This window comes from Paenibacillus sp. CFBP 13594 (assembly GCF_014842675.1).
Taxonomy (GTDB): Bacteria; Bacillota; Bacilli; order Paenibacillales; family Paenibacillaceae; genus Paenibacillus; species Paenibacillus amylolyticus_B.
Genome location: NZ_JACYVQ010000013.1, coordinates 114,841 through 129,414 on the forward strand (window position 1 = coordinate 114,841; position 14,574 = coordinate 129,414).

The 14,574-nt window shown below is 46.2% G+C and carries 12 protein-coding genes, 1 tRNA gene and 1 other RNA gene; 2 read left to right on the forward strand and 12 right to left on the reverse strand.

The features are described from left to right. Positions 1–24: 24 nt before the first annotated feature. From IFU39_RS33325 to IFU39_RS28805, 12 genes are all read right to left on the reverse strand, one after another. Complete coding sequence (locus tag IFU39_RS33325) at positions 25–147, reverse strand: hypothetical protein (protein WP_274599305.1); 123 nt, start codon at positions 145–147, stop codon at positions 25–27. Then, positions 140–337, reverse strand: coding sequence for a hypothetical protein (locus tag IFU39_RS28755; protein WP_192136219.1), 198 nt, complete (start codon positions 335–337; stop codon positions 140–142). Before IFU39_RS28755 ends, IFU39_RS33325 begins: the two co-directional genes overlap by 8 nt. Positions 338–424: 87 nt before the next feature. Continuing rightward, positions 425–789, reverse strand: a transfer-messenger RNA (tmRNA) gene (ssrA, locus tag IFU39_RS28760). Positions 790–1,375: 586 nt separating this feature from the next. Further along, a complete protein-coding gene (gene smpB, locus IFU39_RS28765) occupies positions 1,376–1,858 on the reverse strand; it encodes an SsrA-binding protein SmpB (RefSeq protein WP_062837738.1) in 483 nt (160 codons plus the stop codon). Positions 1,859–2,120: 262 nt separating this feature from the next. Continuing rightward, on the reverse strand, positions 2,121–4,907 hold the full coding sequence (rnr, locus tag IFU39_RS28770) for a ribonuclease R (RefSeq protein WP_192136220.1): 2,787 nt from the start codon (positions 4,905–4,907) through the stop codon (positions 2,121–2,123). 561 nt (positions 4,908–5,468) lie between these two features. Then, complete coding sequence (gene secG / locus IFU39_RS28775; RefSeq protein ID WP_036616231.1) at positions 5,469–5,702, reverse strand: preprotein translocase subunit SecG; 234 nt, start codon at positions 5,700–5,702, stop codon at positions 5,469–5,471. Positions 5,703–5,911: 209 nt separating this feature from the next. Continuing rightward, entirely contained in the window at positions 5,912–7,198 is a 1,287-nt protein-coding gene (gene eno / locus IFU39_RS28780; protein WP_062837741.1) for a phosphopyruvate hydratase, read from the reverse strand. Positions 7,199–7,441: 243 nt separating this feature from the next. Then, the gene (gene gpmI / locus IFU39_RS28785; RefSeq protein WP_036616224.1) at positions 7,442–8,986 is read right to left on the reverse strand and encodes a 2,3-bisphosphoglycerate-independent phosphoglycerate mutase; all 1,545 of its coding nucleotides are present in this window, start codon (positions 8,984–8,986) and stop codon (positions 7,442–7,444) included. 1 nt (position 8,987) lies between these two features. Continuing rightward, positions 8,988–9,740, reverse strand: a complete 753-nt coding sequence (tpiA, locus tag IFU39_RS28790) for a triose-phosphate isomerase (RefSeq protein ID WP_036616221.1) — start codon at positions 9,738–9,740, stop codon at positions 8,988–8,990. Positions 9,741–9,776: 36 nt separating this feature from the next. Further along, positions 9,777–10,958: a phosphoglycerate kinase gene (locus tag IFU39_RS28795; protein ID WP_036616219.1), complete on the reverse strand. Its 1,182-nt coding sequence runs from the start codon at positions 10,956–10,958 to the stop codon at positions 9,777–9,779. 151 nt (positions 10,959–11,109) lie between these two features. Beyond that, positions 11,110–12,117, reverse strand: a complete 1,008-nt coding sequence (gene gap, locus IFU39_RS28800; protein ID WP_017691243.1) for a type I glyceraldehyde-3-phosphate dehydrogenase — start codon at positions 12,115–12,117, stop codon at positions 11,110–11,112. A gap of 106 nt (positions 12,118–12,223) precedes the next feature. Further along, the gene (locus tag IFU39_RS28805; protein ID WP_192136221.1) at positions 12,224–13,249 is read right to left on the reverse strand and encodes a sugar-binding transcriptional regulator; all 1,026 of its coding nucleotides are present in this window, start codon (positions 13,247–13,249) and stop codon (positions 12,224–12,226) included. A gap of 426 nt (positions 13,250–13,675) precedes the next feature. Here IFU39_RS28805 and IFU39_RS28810 point away from each other — a divergent pair. Next, positions 13,676–13,750 (forward strand) — tRNA-Arg (locus tag IFU39_RS28810). A gap of 176 nt (positions 13,751–13,926) precedes the next feature. Next, the gene (gene clpP / locus IFU39_RS28815; RefSeq protein ID WP_017691245.1) at positions 13,927–14,523 is read left to right on the forward strand and encodes an ATP-dependent Clp endopeptidase proteolytic subunit ClpP; all 597 of its coding nucleotides are present in this window, start codon (positions 13,927–13,929) and stop codon (positions 14,521–14,523) included. The last annotated feature ends 51 nt before the right edge of the window (positions 14,524–14,574 follow it).

Consider the following 14,574-nt stretch of genomic DNA (forward strand, 5'->3'; position numbering starts at 1 on the left):
TGTTTTCTTTAGCATTTCCATATTTTAAAACAAATGATCCGGATCAATCAGTTCACCAAGCCACTCTCTCATTTGCATGCTGAGTGTACTTTTCCCTGTTCCATTGGTTCCAGCAAACACAGTCATGACTGGTCTGATTTCACTCATGATACTCCAACTCCTGGCGTTTCCCAGTAGCATCAAATATAATTTCGAATTTATTACCATCAGCATCCTCACGAACGCGTTTGTTGTTCTTTATATAATAAATAGAGGCACCTGATTCTTTAGCTTGTTTCCGTGCATGTTGATTTGCTTTTTTCAAAATTTCTTGGAGCTGTTCTCGATTTTCAAACATCTGGAGTCCCCCAATCTAAATTTATACTTATTATATCATAAACTAAAAAACCACCAACCAGATTACTGGTTGATGGTTTCTTGACTCTAATGGAGGCGAGGGGAGTCGAACCCCTGTCCGAAGATAACGGCACATAAGCTTCTACGGGTGTAGTCACAGTTTTGATGTCACCCGAGTATCGCCCCGTAACCGGCTATACGTTGGGTCAGCCTGATTGTCTTCTTCAGCACACCCCAGGCGGAGATGTGACAGCGTATCCCACTACTAGTTAGCCCCTATCCCTGTCACATGGGCGATGCAGGGTAGAAGCACGCACACAGTTTCTTAGGCTGCGAAAGCGTAGTTTGTTTGTTGTTTGCCGTTTAATAGGCTTTAGCGTTGATGAAGCGGACGCGTCCCCACTACCCGCTACCCATGCTCGAACTATCCCCGTCGAATCCATAAACGCCCCCTCAAATTAAGAAGGGCTCCAGGATTAATCCGTGAATACGGAGCAAAGGTGCTGCACATCTTTTTCCTCCAAGGTAAAAAGATGCTTCTTTCAAACTCGGCATTCCTGTCTGCTACATGAGTAATCATAACATAGAGCAGCAAGCCGATATAGTACAGATTGCTGGAAGACATTCCAGCAGACTGAGCACGTGTACAAAGTTATCCAATACAACAGGCTCAATCGTCTACATATTATACCGCGTCACCATTCGGAAGTAAAGTTTACCCAGATCGGATCACGAACAACGGCACCTAAGTATTTTACCCACGATTCAGGCAAACTACGCAACAGCTGATAATTTTGATTCATCACTACGCCATATTCCATGCCCCTACTTACTTCTTCTACACATATCACAAAAATTCAGTTCACAGCACACTTCAACAACCTCATCTAATTACTTTCGCTAATACAAATAAAAAAGCTTCAATCTTGCCCATTGCAGGACAAACCTTGAGACTCCTTAACTCGTACATCAACCTTCCTAACTCCATCAGAAAACTAACTTATACCTATAATACAGCCTTCCACACCCAGCGCTCCACTTAACGCGCAACCTTCTGCTTCTCGCGCATTGCCCGTTGAATATCACGTTGTGCATCCCGCTTGGCTGCAGTCTCACGCTTATCAAACTGCTTCTTACCTTTACCCAGTCCAAGCAAAAGCTTTGCATAACCGTTACGGATATAAATCTTCAGTGGCACAATGCTGTACCCATCCTGTTTCGACAGCCCAAGCAGCTTGTGAATCTGCACTTTATGCATCAACAACTTGCGCGTACGTGTCGGATCGAGCGGATTATTTCGGTTCCCTTGTTCAAAAGGACTAATATGCATATTGTGAATATGAATCTCACCGTTTCGAATCGTGGCAAATGCATCACCAATATTCGCACGGCCGTTACGAAGAGATTTGATCTCCGTTCCGGTAAGCACCATGCCCGCTTCATACGTATCTTCAATGAAGTAGTCATGGGAAGCCTTTTTATTCTGTGCGAGCACTTTACTCTGTCCGTCATTCTTGCCCATGTCCTCACTCCTTCTCCGTAAAATAAGCCGGTACCATGCTCTATAGCAGCGCACCCATTGTTGCACCAAGGTACCACGTGCCAGACCTTAATTGTAGCAAGTACGGCTGTTAAAATCAAGAAAGAGGCGACCTCTGCCGCCCCTCCTCATTACACCACTTCCAGACTGAGCGAAACAACACACAACGGAAAGTGACTATTTCTCCAACGCTTAACCTAGTAGAGGAACAAATGGTAATCCATCTCTTCAAGTTACGTTAGCTTTATTTTTTCTTTTTCCGTACAAAAGCTGCCGTTCCGTTACCCGCTGCACCTTTGCTCTTCTTCCGCTTACGTCGTGGTGCTCCGCCTTCCTGAGCGCCACCAGGAGTTGCATTCTCTCCAATAAATACGCCACTTGGCGAAGTGTTTTTGCGTCCACTTCCGCCTTTGCCACCTTTACCGCCGCCCTTGCCGGACTTAAAGCTTCCTTCACCACGACCGCTGCCGCTGCTTTGGCCACTTCCTTGTGAACCACTATCCGATCCACCCGATGTAGAGCTATAACCGCCTTTACCTGAGCCAAAACCAAAGCTCACCGCGCCTTTGCCCCGGCCAGTCGATCCGCCAGCATCACCAGCACGACGCTCACCTTTCGGTTTGCCGCTGCCTTTACCTCCGTATCCACCGGATGAGCCTGCGCCCGTACCTGCACTCGCTGCTCCGCTGCGACCGCCACGTCCACCTTTGCTGCTCTCTTCCGTTGATCGGCCACCACGGTTGCCTCCAGCACTGGCTGAGCCACCTTTGCCGCCACGCGAACCACTGAATCCACCTGGTCCACCCTTGGCACCTCCGCGTCCGCCGCCGCTACTAGGACGTCCACCCTTACCGCCACGTCCACCACCGAAGCCGCCAGGACGTTCACCGCGAGGTTTCATATCCACCATTTCAAAATCAATCGTATACTCTTCCATGCTTACACGTGCCACACGGATCTTCACTTCATCACCGATGCGGAAGACTTTCGAGGTACGTTCACCAATCAGAGCCATATGCTGATCGTCAAAATGGTAATAGTCGTCCGTGAGCGCGCTCAGACGAATCAGACCTTCAACCGTGTTCTCCAGTTCAATGAACATACCAAAGCTGGTCACACTGCTGATCATGCCTTCGAACTCTTCGCCTACTTTATCGAGCATGTACTCGGCTTTTTTCATTTTCTCCGTATCCCGCTCAGCTTCTACCGCCACACGTTCACGTTCCGATGACTGCTGGGCAATATCGGCCATACGTGCTGCCAAATACTCCTGACGGTTCTCCGGCAAAGCACCATTATTTTCAATGACTTCGCGAATCACCCGGTGAATGACGAGGTCGGGATAACGACGAATTGGAGACGTAAAGTGACTATAGAATTCTGCCGCGAGGCCAAAGTGCCCTGACATTTCAGAGTCATACTTCGCCTGTTTCATGGAACGGAGCATCATCGTACTAATCACGGTTTGTTCTTTCGTTTCTTTGATATCCTCAAGCAACGATTGAAGCGCCCTTGGATGAATCGCATTGCCACGTCCTTTGACCTGGTGTCCAAAATTCGCCGCAAAGGCGAGGAAATTTTGCAGTTTTTCCTGATCCGGGTCTTCATGCACACGATAAATGAAAGGAACCTTCAACCAGTGGAAATGCTCTGCCACTGTTTCGTTCGCTGCCAACATGAATTCCTCAATGATCTGCTCTGCAATCGAACGCTCCCGTTTCACGATATCGATCGGTTTGCACTCTGCATCCACAATGATTTTGGATTCTTCAAAATCAAAGTCAACCGCTCCACGACGCATACGCATCGCTCGCAGCTTTAAGGCTATTTCTTTCATCAAATGAAAATCATCCACCAGATCCTTATAACGCTCAAGCAATTCCGGCTCTTCACCTTCAAGGATTTTACGAACGTTGGAATACGTCATCCGCTCTTTGGTTTTGATTACACTCGTGAAAATGTCGTGTTTGACAACCTTCATCTGGTCGTTAAACTCCATCTCACAAGACAGGGTCAGACGGTCTACCTGCGGGTTCAAACTACAGATTCCGTTGGACAGACGCTGTGGCAACATCGGAATAACCCGATCCACCAGATACACACTGCATCCGCGGTTGTAGGCTTCCTGATCGAGCTTGGAATTCTCCTGTACATAATAGCCAACGTCGGCAATATGAACACCCAGACGATAGTTACCGTTAGGCAGCTTCTCTACGTTAACAGCATCATCCAGATCCTTGGCATCTTCGCCATCAATCGTGACAATGTTCAGTCCACGCAGATCACGGCGACCCTGTTGTACAATTTCTTCATCCGTGATGGAGTCGGGTGCTTTCTCCGCCTCTTCCACCACTTCATCCGGGAAAGCTTCAGGCAATTGATGCTTGCGAATGACAGACAAAATATCAATGCCCGGCTCATCCTTATGACCGAGAATCTCGATCACTTCACCCTCGGCTGCCGCACGGCCCTCCGGATAGCTGACGATTTTTGCGACGACCTTCTGTCCATCAACCGCCCCAGCAAAGTTGGTACGTGGGATGAAAATATCGCGATTAATCCGTTTATCATCCGGAATGACAAATCCGTACACCTCATGACTCTGGAACACACCAACGACTTGTGTCACAGCACGAGTAACAATACGGACAATCTCACCCTCCAGGCGACCGCCTGAAGGTCCTTGAGATGTGACTTTAACCAATACCGTGTCGCCATTCATCGCACTCTTCATGTCATTGGCGTGAATGTACACATCCGGGTGCTCCCGATCCTCAGGAATAAGGAAAGCGAAACCTTTGGCGTGAGCCTGTAAACGTCCACGTACCAAATCCATGCGCTCTGGCATGCCATAGCGATTGTTACGGGTCAGCAAAACTTTACCGGATTCCTCCAGCGCATTCAGCATAATCAAAAAGGCTTTGAAATCAGCTGCATCTTCAATAGCGAAGTGCTGTTCCAACTCCTGATAAGTCATGGGTTTATAAGCGGTTTCCCGCATGAAGTCGAGCAATTGTTGTTCTGTTATCATTAATATATTCACCTCGGGAAACATAAAAGTGTAAGCAAGTCTTATCTCTTTATGTATCGGAATTCTTACCATTTTCATGCAATACAATATCACTACTGTGAAGAGAAGTAGTGGTACAACCATACTATCTCATACCCTAGTATACACGAATTCAATCTGGCCCATCCGTACCTCGCAAAAAAACCACAGTGGCCATGCGCTCCTCAAAATCACGCTTTCACGTATCTCTACAGACATTTTATGCGATACACGTGCTGTGCGCATCTGGAAAAGGACTACGTCCGGAAATTTTCTGTACACATGACATTCATTATAGGGAGTGAGTTCGCGTAACGAATAAGCGAGGGACATACCATACATGTTAGGGGTGTGATGCATTTTAAGGAAGGCAAACCAAACAGAAGTGAGAAGAAGACCGAAAATCATGGAGTCTATAGATTAAATTGTTGGAAAAGTTTGGACGTGTAAGAATTTATTAAAAAACCCCCGTTTCTTCACGAAACGAAGGTTCATCAATTAAGCCATTAGCTTAAGCTATTCATTGAACAGCAGTTCCAATTCTTACTTGGAAACCACCGTAACAACAATAGACAAAATCATAAATCCTGCACCCAGTACCACCGTTGCACGTTGCAGGAAGAGATCCAATCCGCGCGCTTTCGTTTTACCGAAAAGATGTTCCGCACCACCGGAGATGGCACCCGCCAAACCAGCGCTTTTCCCGTGCTGCAGCAATACTACAGTGATTAGACCGATCGAGAAAACAACGAGCAGCAATTTCAAAGCAATATCCATTCTTTCCACCTCCTACCCATGTGGGCATACATCTCACCATAAAAACAGTTACTTTAATTGTAACATAGCTATGGTTGTACTACAAGTAGTACAGTTTATACAATGCCCTAAATTTCACCATCTGCGTGATCCTTACGTTATACCATTACTTCGTTGCAAAAAAAGACAAGCCGGTTACCCGGCTTGCCCGTAAAAGCTGGATATCCAGCTTATTTTTTAAGGTTGTAGAATCCTTTAAGACCATTGTATTGAGCCAGTTCACCCAGTTGATCCTCAATGCGGAGCAATTGGTTGTACTTCGCGATACGATCTGTACGGGAAGGAGCACCCGTTTTGATTTGACCAGCGTTAGTTGCAACAGCGATATCAGCAATTGTGCTGTCTTCGGATTCACCGGAACGGTGAGAGATTACAGCTGTGTATCCTGCACGTTTAGCCATTTCGATTGCATCAAATGTTTCAGTCAATGTACCGATTTGGTTAACTTTGATCAGGATGGAGTTACCGATACCTTCGTCGATACCTCTGCCCAGACGCTCAGTGTTTGTTACGAACAGGTCATCACCAACGAGTTGTACTTTGTCTCCCAATTTCTCAGTGAGCAATTTCCAACCATCCCAGTCATCTTCGGACATACCGTCTTCGATTGTGATGATTGGGTATTTCTCAACCCATGAAGCCAGAAGGTCAACATACTCAGCGGAAGTGTAAGATTTACCTTCACCAGCAAGTGTGTACTTACCATCTTTGTAGAACTCAGTGGAAGCAACGTCCATACCCAGGAATACGTCAACGCCTGGTTTGTAACCAGCTTTTTCAATTGCTTCGATGATTGTAGTGATTGCTTCTTCGTTCGAACCAAGGTTCGGTGCGAAACCACCTTCGTCACCTACAGCTGTGTTCAAGCCTTTGGAGCTCAATACGGATTTCAAGTTGTGGAAGATCTCTGCACCTACGCGAAGAGCTTCTTTGAAGCTTGGTGCTCCAACTGGAAGAACCATGAACTCTTGAACGTCGATGTTGTTGTCCGCATGCTCACCACCGTTGATGATGTTCATCATTGGTACTGGCAATGCTTTAGCGTTGAATCCGCCCAGGTAAACGTACAATGGCAGGTCCAGAGCGTCAGCAGCTGCGCGAGCTACTGCCATGGATACAGCCAGAATTGCGTTAGCACCCAGTTTACCTTTGTTTGGCGTACCATCCAAAGTGATCATCAATTTGTCGATACCCAGTTGATCCAATGCATCCATACCGATAACTTCTGGAGCGATTGTTTCGTTTACGTTTTTAACAGCTTGCAGAACGCCTTTACCGAGGTAACGGGATTTGTCACCATCGCGAAGCTCAACGGCTTCGTGGGCACCAGTGGATGCACCAGATGGAACGATTGCGCGTCCGATTGCGCCGGACTCCAGGTATACTTCAACTTCTACTGTAGGGTTACCGCGGGAGTCGAGGACTTCGCGAGCGTACACGTCAGAAATAATAGTCATTTGTGATAATCTCCTTTAAATTTAAATTTATTATAAATCAGGACCACTTGTGTTTTCCCTTTTCCACTACGTTAGCAGAATTGTCCTCTGATCGCTGTTATCCCCTGATTCCTTTTGAACTTATTTTCATAAGTTGGAATCATGTGATAAAGGCGAACGCTAACGCTTCTTCAGACAATTTCTGCTTCCTTCGTTCAGGGGTAAACTCCAAACTTCCCAATTTCATATATGTTGTTACGTAACTTATTTGCGGGTAGCGATGACGGATGTACCTGTCATCTCAGCCGGTTTAGGCAATTGCATCAGGTCAAGGATCGTTGGCGCGATATCTGCCAGGATTCCCCCTTCACGCAGAGTTACATTGGCATCCGTAACGATGAATGGAACGGGGTTCGTTGTATGAGCTGTGAACGGACGTCCTTTCTCATCGAACACCATATCCGCGTTACCATGATCGGCAGTGATCAGTACAACGCCGCCTTTGGCAAGTACCGCATCCACAACACGGCCCATGCACTCATCTGTTACTTCAACCGCTTTGATGGTAGGCTCCAGCATGCCGGAGTGTCCAACCATGTCAGGGTTAGCAAAGTTCAGAATGATGGCGTCATGTTTGTCTGCTTCGATCTCGCGAACACATGCATCAGCTACTTCATACGCACTCATCTCCGGTTGCAGGTCATACGTTGCAACTTTTGGTGAGTTGATTAGTACGCGAGTTTCGCCCGGAAGCTCCACATCACGACCACCGCTGAAGAAGAAGGTAACGTGCGGGTATTTCTCAGTTTCTGCAATACGCAGTTGTTTTTTATTGTTCTGTACCAGAACTTCACCCAGGGTGTTATCGAGGTTCTTCGGCGAATAAGCCACATAACCTTCAACCGTCTCGCTGAACAAAGTCAAGCATACAAAGTGCAAGCCCACAGGGAACTTCGGACCACGATCGAAACCGCGGAAATCCTGGTTTGTGAATACTTGCGACAACTGAATCGCACGGTCAGGACGGAAGTTGAGGAAGATAACGGAATCGCCGCTCTCAACCAAACCTACCGGCTCACCATCCGCTTTGACGATAACCGTTGGTTCAACGAATTCATCAAATACGGACTTCTCATACGATTCTTCAACCGCTTTGAGTGGGTCAGTGTATTTTGGTCCATCTCCATAAACGATGGCACGGTATGATTTCTCAACCCGTTCCCAACGTTTGTCACGGTCCATCGCGTAATAGCGGCCTTGAACCGTTGCAATTTTACCTACACCGACTTCTTCAATCTTGGCGATCAGCTTCTGCATGAAGTCTTTACCACTGTCTGGCATAACATCACGGCCATCCATGAAAGCATGAATATATACATCATTCATTCCTTCTTTTTTGGCCAGATCCAGCATAGCAAACAGGTGGTCGATGTGACTATGTACGCCGCCATCAGACAACAAGCCGTAGAGATGAAGCTTTTTGCCGCTTTGTTTCGCTTCGCGAACCGCTTTGACAAGTGTTTCATTGTCGTAGAACTCGCCGTCACGAATGGATTTGGAGATACGGGTCAAATCCTGGTATACGATCCGGCCGGCACCAATGTTCAGGTGACCTACCTCGGAATTTCCCATTTGCCCTTCTGGCAAACCTACAGCTTCACCGCAAGCAGTGAGTGTTGTATGTGGGAATTGGCTCATGAAACGGTCGTAGTTCGGTTTCTTGGCTTGCGCTACCGCGTTGCCTTCCACCGTGTTACGTAGACCAAAGCCATCCATGATGATCAGTGCTACAGGTTTTGGAGCTGTCATCTTACTTCGCCCCCTCAACAAGCGCGATGAACGAAGCCGGCTGCAAGCTGGCACCGCCAACAAGTGCGCCGTCGATGTCGCTTTGTCCGAGGTATTCTGTTACGTTCTCCGGTTTAACACTGCCGCCGTATTGAATACGAACTGCATTCGCAACCGTCTCGTTGTACAGATCCTTCACCAGCGTACGGATGTAAGCAATAACTTCATTCGCATCTTGGGAAGTGGAGGATTTGCCTGTACCAATCGCCCAGATTGGCTCATAAGCGATAACAACTTGTGCCGCTTGCTCTGCAGACAGACCTGCAAAAGCAGCTACTGTTTGCACTTTGCATACGTCTTTTGTTTGGTTCGCTTCACGCTCTTCAAGCGTCTCACCAAGGCAGAAGATTGGAGTCAATCCGTGACGGAATGCTGCATGCAATTTTTTATTGACAGTCTCATCGGTTTCCGCAAAATATTGACGGCGCTCCGAGTGACCAATAATGACATAATCCACGCCCAGGTCTTTCAGCATTACGCCGCTGATTTCACCTGTGAATGCACCGTTGTCTTCAAAATGAAGATTTTGTGCACCAATTTTGATGTTTGTGCCTTTAACGGCTTCTACCAGGGATGGCAGATTTGTAAACGGTGCGCAGATTACAGTTTCCACGCCTTCAACTTCCGCTTTTCCTTTAACTTCCTGAATGAAGTCATTGGATTCGGAAACCGTTTTGAACATTTTCCAGTTACCTGCGATAATCGGTGTTCTCATGGGTTTCAACTCCTTCATGCTATAGGCTACTAAAACTTACTTGTCGTTCAATGCCACTACGCCTGGAAGTACTTTACCTTCCATGAACTCGAGCGATGCACCGCCACCTGTAGAGATGTGGTTCATTTTATCAGCCAATTTGAACTTCTCTGCTGCTGCTGCGGAGTCACCGCCACCAATTACAGTGTAAGCTTCTGTCTCAGCGCAAGCTTCCGCTACTGCACGAGTACCGTGGGAGAATGGCTCGATTTCAAATACGCCCATTGGTCCGTTCCACACAACCAATTTGGAGTTTTTGATTACATCAGCATAGATCTCACGTGTTTTAGGACCGATGTCGATACCTTCCCAATCTGCTGGGATACCATCGATGTCAACGATTTGTGTGTTTGCTTTCGCACTGAAATCGTCAGACACTACGATATCTACCGGCAGGTAGAAGTTTTTGCCCAATTTTTTCGCTTTTTCGATAAAACCAAGAGCAACATCAAGTTTGGAATCATCCAGCAAGGATTGTCCAATTTCATGTCCTTGTGCTTTGAAGAACGTGTAAGTCAGACCGCCACCGATGATCACGTTGTCTGCAATGTTCAGCAGGTTGTCGATTACATCGATTTTGTCTTTAACTTTGGATCCACCAATGATAGCTGTGAAAGGACGCTCAGGGTTGGAGATTGCTTTACCCAACACTTCAAGTTCTTTCTCCATCAACAAACCGGACACTGCTGGAAGCAAGTGAGCGATTCCTTCAGTCGAAGCGTGTGCTCTGTGAGCCGCGCCAAACGCATCATTAACGAAAACGTCAGCCAGTTCAGCAAATTGTTTTGCCAGTTCCGGATCGTTTTTCTCTTCGCCTGCGTGGAAACGAACGTTTTCAAGCAACAATACGTCGCCGTTGTTCAGTTCAGCGATTTGAGCTTTAACAGCGTCACCAACAGAACCGTCAGCTTTAACAACTGTTTTACCAAGCAATTCAGACAAACGCTCAGCTGCTGGAGTCAAACGCAAAGATTCAACCACTTCGCCGTTAGGACGACCCATGTGGCTTGCCAAAATGACTTTAGCGCCTTTTTCAATCAAGAAGTTGATTGTAGGAAGCGTTGCACGAATACGTTTGTCATCTGTAATTTTACCATCTTCGAGCGGCACATTGAAATCTACACGGACAAAAGCCCGTTTTCCTGTCAATTCGATATCGCGTACACTTTTTTTGTTCATCTGTATTTCCTCCGCACCCATGTATTTGGTGGACCAATCAAGAGCTAAAATCCCTTGTCAATCCTGGTGTTTTTGAGAAATTTGCAAAATGTAGATATATAAAGAGCGGAAACAATATAGCATCTGTTTCCGCTCTATGTTATTGCAGATATTACTTAATCATTTTTGCAAAGTGCTCCAAAGTGCGAACCAATTGTGCAGTGTAGGACATTTCATTGTCATACCAAGCTACAGTTTTAACCAATTGTTGGTCGCCAACAGTCAGAACTTTAGTTTGAGTTGCATCAAACAGGGAACCGAAAGTGATTCCTTGGATATCGGAAGATACAATTTCGTCTTCTGTGTATCCGAAAGTTTCTGGATCGGAAGCTTCTTGCATAGCTGCGTTAACTTCTTCAGCAGTTACTTTTTTGTTCAGAACAGTTACGAGCTCAGTCAGGGAACCAGTAGCTACTGGTACACGTTGAGCTGCACCATCAAGGATGCCTTGCAGTTCTGGGATTACCAGACCGATTGCTTTAGCAGCACCAGTTGTGTTAGGGATGATGTTTTCAGCTGCTGCGCGAGCACGACGGAAGTCACCTTTAGGGTGTGGAGCATCCAACGTGTTTTGGTCGCCAGTGTAAGCGTGAATTGTAGTCATCAAACCTTGAACGATTCCGAATTTGTCTTGCAGTGTTTTTGCCATAGGTGCCAGGCAGTTTGTTGTGCAAGATGCGCCAGAGATTACAGTTTCAGTACCGTCGAGGATTTCATGGTTTACGTTGTAAACGATGGTTTTCATGTCGCCAGTAGCTGGTGCGGAGATAACAACTTTCTTAGCTCCACCTTTCAAGTGTTTCTCAGCTGCTTCTTTAGTTGTGAAGAAACCAGTACATTCCAGAACGATATCTACGCCCAGGTCGCCCCATGGAAGTTCTTCCGGGTTACGGTTAGCCAATACTTTAACTTCTTTGCCGTTCACTTTGAAGAAGCCATCGTGTACTTCAACATCGCCATCGAAACGACCTTGAGTTGTATCATATTTGAGCAAATGAGCGAGCATTTTAGCGTCAGTCAAGTCGTTGATTGCTACTACCTCGATGCCTGCTACATTTTGAATACGGCGGAATGCCAAGCGTCCAATACGTCCAAAACCGTTAATACCTACTTTAATCATGAGTAAGTTCCTCCCAAGTTTTGATTAATTTTTTATGAAACTTATATATTCAAGACAGACGGTGAAGTCCGTCAAGACAACAATAGTTGTGTTGCAAAGTAAAACCTTATTCCATTTCAGCAACGATGACTTCGGCAGCAGCCTCATCAATAATCAGAATATCTTCCTGACCAAATCGCAACACAGAATGTATAGCAGCAGCTTTGCTTTTGCCACCTGCGATTCCAATCACAACATCGGTTCGTTCAATATCCTGAAGTCGCATACCCAGTGTAAGCATGGTATGTACCACCTTACCCTGATCGTTAAAGTAATAACCGAAAGATTCAGATACGGCACCTTGCTCCTGAAGTTCATCTATAATCTCCGTCGCAAGTTTACGTCTTGTCGCCATCTCCACGGCATCACCAATTCCATGAATAACAATCCGCGATTTCCGAATCAGCTGCAGAATCTCCTGAACACTAGGGTCCTGGATTAATGATTCATAGGCATGATCACTAAGCAAATCCGGCACATGCAGGAGTTTGTATTGCGCCCCTACCCGCTTTGCCATTGTAGATGCAATCGTATTTGCCTGAATTTCAAGGCTTTCTCCAAGTCCACCGCGTGCCGGTACGAACCAGACACCTTTGAGCGATGTTGGCGGATTTAGTTGTTCTGCGACTTCGGCCGTTGTTGAACCGCCAGTAACGGCGACAACGTCGTTATCACTCATGATATTGCCGAGAGCCTTCGCTCCGGCTCTGCCCAGTTCCCTTTTGGCAAATGGAGAAATATCCGAATCACCAGGAACCACAACTACCTTTTGCAGACCGTAGGCTTGCTTGATGCGCTCTTCCAGCTCGGATAATCCGAACAACTCTTTGGCTACGGGCTCTAACTGCTGCAGCAAATCATACCCTGCCTCGCTGATCTTCATTCCTGCACTGTCAATTTCAATAAGTCCCTGAGCCTTTAACAGATCGGTCTCAGCCCTCAGAACCCGCTCGGTCATCTGAATGGAATTAGCTAACGTTCTCCGTCCGATCACATCCGATAACATGATCTGTTGCAGAATCGTATACCTCTTTTTCAAGATATCCATGAGATCAGGCAGAAGCTGCTTTTGTACTTCTAAAATCGTTCGCATGCTTTCCACTCCCGCAAGTTCTCGTTCTAAGCTCTCTTTCGTGGCCCTAAAACGTCCCGGGTTAACTTTTTAAGTCCCACGTCTATTCTACCTAAAACTGACGTGACATGCAAGTGTTTCAACGTGTTATTTCGACACGCATTCAGCGTTTGTACGCGCCTATTTTCACAATCCTAGACTTCCATGATCTAGGACTAGCTCACGCATACCATATATAGAAGAAACGAATGAATTCAATCTACATATCGCTCAGAATCACATTTCATACGGCATGTCCAAAACCTCTAATAGCATTTACTTAAATGTACTCTTTATCCACTCTTCTTCATCATGATCATTTTTAGGTTAATCCAAACCAATACCACAACGAACTGCTTGCAATTAAATATTTCATGAGCTATAATCATTATTGCTGTCACATAATGTGCGCCCGTGGTCCAATGGATATGACGTAGGCCTCCGAAGCCTGAGATCCAAGTTCGATTCTTGGCGGGCGCGCCATTTTTATTTAACAGCTCATAACCCATTTAACCAATGAAACCGGAAAGGTTTCTTTTTTTTGCAAGTTAGTTTGACTTTCTTTGACTTTTTGTTTGGAATTGTTTATTATGTGGGTAATACGGTAACAGTTTAAGTATAAACACCAATAACATTTACATTCCAAGGAGGTTTTTCACGTGAGTTTTATTCCAATGGTCGTTGAACAGAGCAACCGGGGTGAGCGCGCCTACGACATCTACTCCAGATTGCTGAAGGATCGTATTATTTTCCTTGGTAGCGATGTTAATGACGTAGTGGCTAATGCCATTATGGCACAGATGTTGTTCCTGGCTGCGGAAGATCCGGAGAAAGACATTCACTTATACATCAACAGCCCAGGCGGATCGATTACAGCCGGTATGGCGATTTATGATACAATGCAGTTCATCAAACCGGATGTATCTACCATCTGTGTAGGTATGGCGGCTTCCATGGGTGCATTCTTGCTGAATGCCGGTGCAAAAGGTAAACGTTTTGCATTACCAAACAGTGAAATTATGATTCACCAACCACTTGGTGGTGCACAAGGTCAAGCTTCCGACATCGAAATCCGTGCTCGCCGCATCCTGAAAATGCGTGATACCTTGAACCGCATCATCTCTGAGCGTTCAGGTCAACCGCTGGAGCGGATTGAGAAAGATACAGATCGTGACTACTTCATGAGTGCTGCTGAAGCCGCCGATTACGGTATCATTGATAAAGTTATCGAAAACGTAGGTTCCCAAGGCATTTAAGTGTTATGTAGACCCCGGTCTACGAGTTAACATATCAACACCTAACGTCAG

What these genes read in the sequence shown, in the direction of transcription:
- IFU39_RS33325 (WP_274599305.1), bottom strand. Translation starts at nt 147, where the DNA reads ATGAGTGAAATCAGACCAGTCATGACTGTGTTTGCTGGAACCAATGGA.
- IFU39_RS28755 (WP_192136219.1), bottom strand. Translation starts at nt 337, where the DNA reads ATGTTTGAAAATCGAGAACAGCTCCAAGAAATTTTGAAAAAAGCAAAT.
- smpB (WP_062837738.1), bottom strand. Translation starts at nt 1,858, where the DNA reads ATGGGCAAGAATGACGGACAGAGTAAAGTGCTCGCACAGAATAAAAAG.
- rnr (WP_192136220.1), bottom strand. Translation starts at nt 4,907, where the DNA reads ATGATAACAGAACAACAATTGCTCGACTTCATGCGGGAAACCGCTTAT.
- secG (WP_036616231.1), bottom strand. Translation starts at nt 5,702, where the DNA reads ATGGATATTGCTTTGAAATTGCTGCTCGTTGTTTTCTCGATCGGTCTA.
- eno (WP_062837741.1), bottom strand. Translation starts at nt 7,198, where the DNA reads ATGACTATTATTTCTGACGTGTACGCTCGCGAAGTCCTCGACTCCCGC.
- gpmI (WP_036616224.1), bottom strand. Translation starts at nt 8,986, where the DNA reads ATGACAGCTCCAAAACCTGTAGCACTGATCATCATGGATGGCTTTGGT.
- tpiA (WP_036616221.1), bottom strand. Translation starts at nt 9,740, where the DNA reads ATGAGAACACCGATTATCGCAGGTAACTGGAAAATGTTCAAAACGGTT.
- IFU39_RS28795 (WP_036616219.1), bottom strand. Translation starts at nt 10,958, where the DNA reads ATGAACAAAAAAAGTGTACGCGATATCGAATTGACAGGAAAACGGGCT.
- gap (WP_017691243.1), bottom strand. Translation starts at nt 12,117, where the DNA reads ATGATTAAAGTAGGTATTAACGGTTTTGGACGTATTGGACGCTTGGCA.
- IFU39_RS28805 (WP_192136221.1), bottom strand. Translation starts at nt 13,249, where the DNA reads ATGCGAACGATTTTAGAAGTACAAAAGCAGCTTCTGCCTGATCTCATG.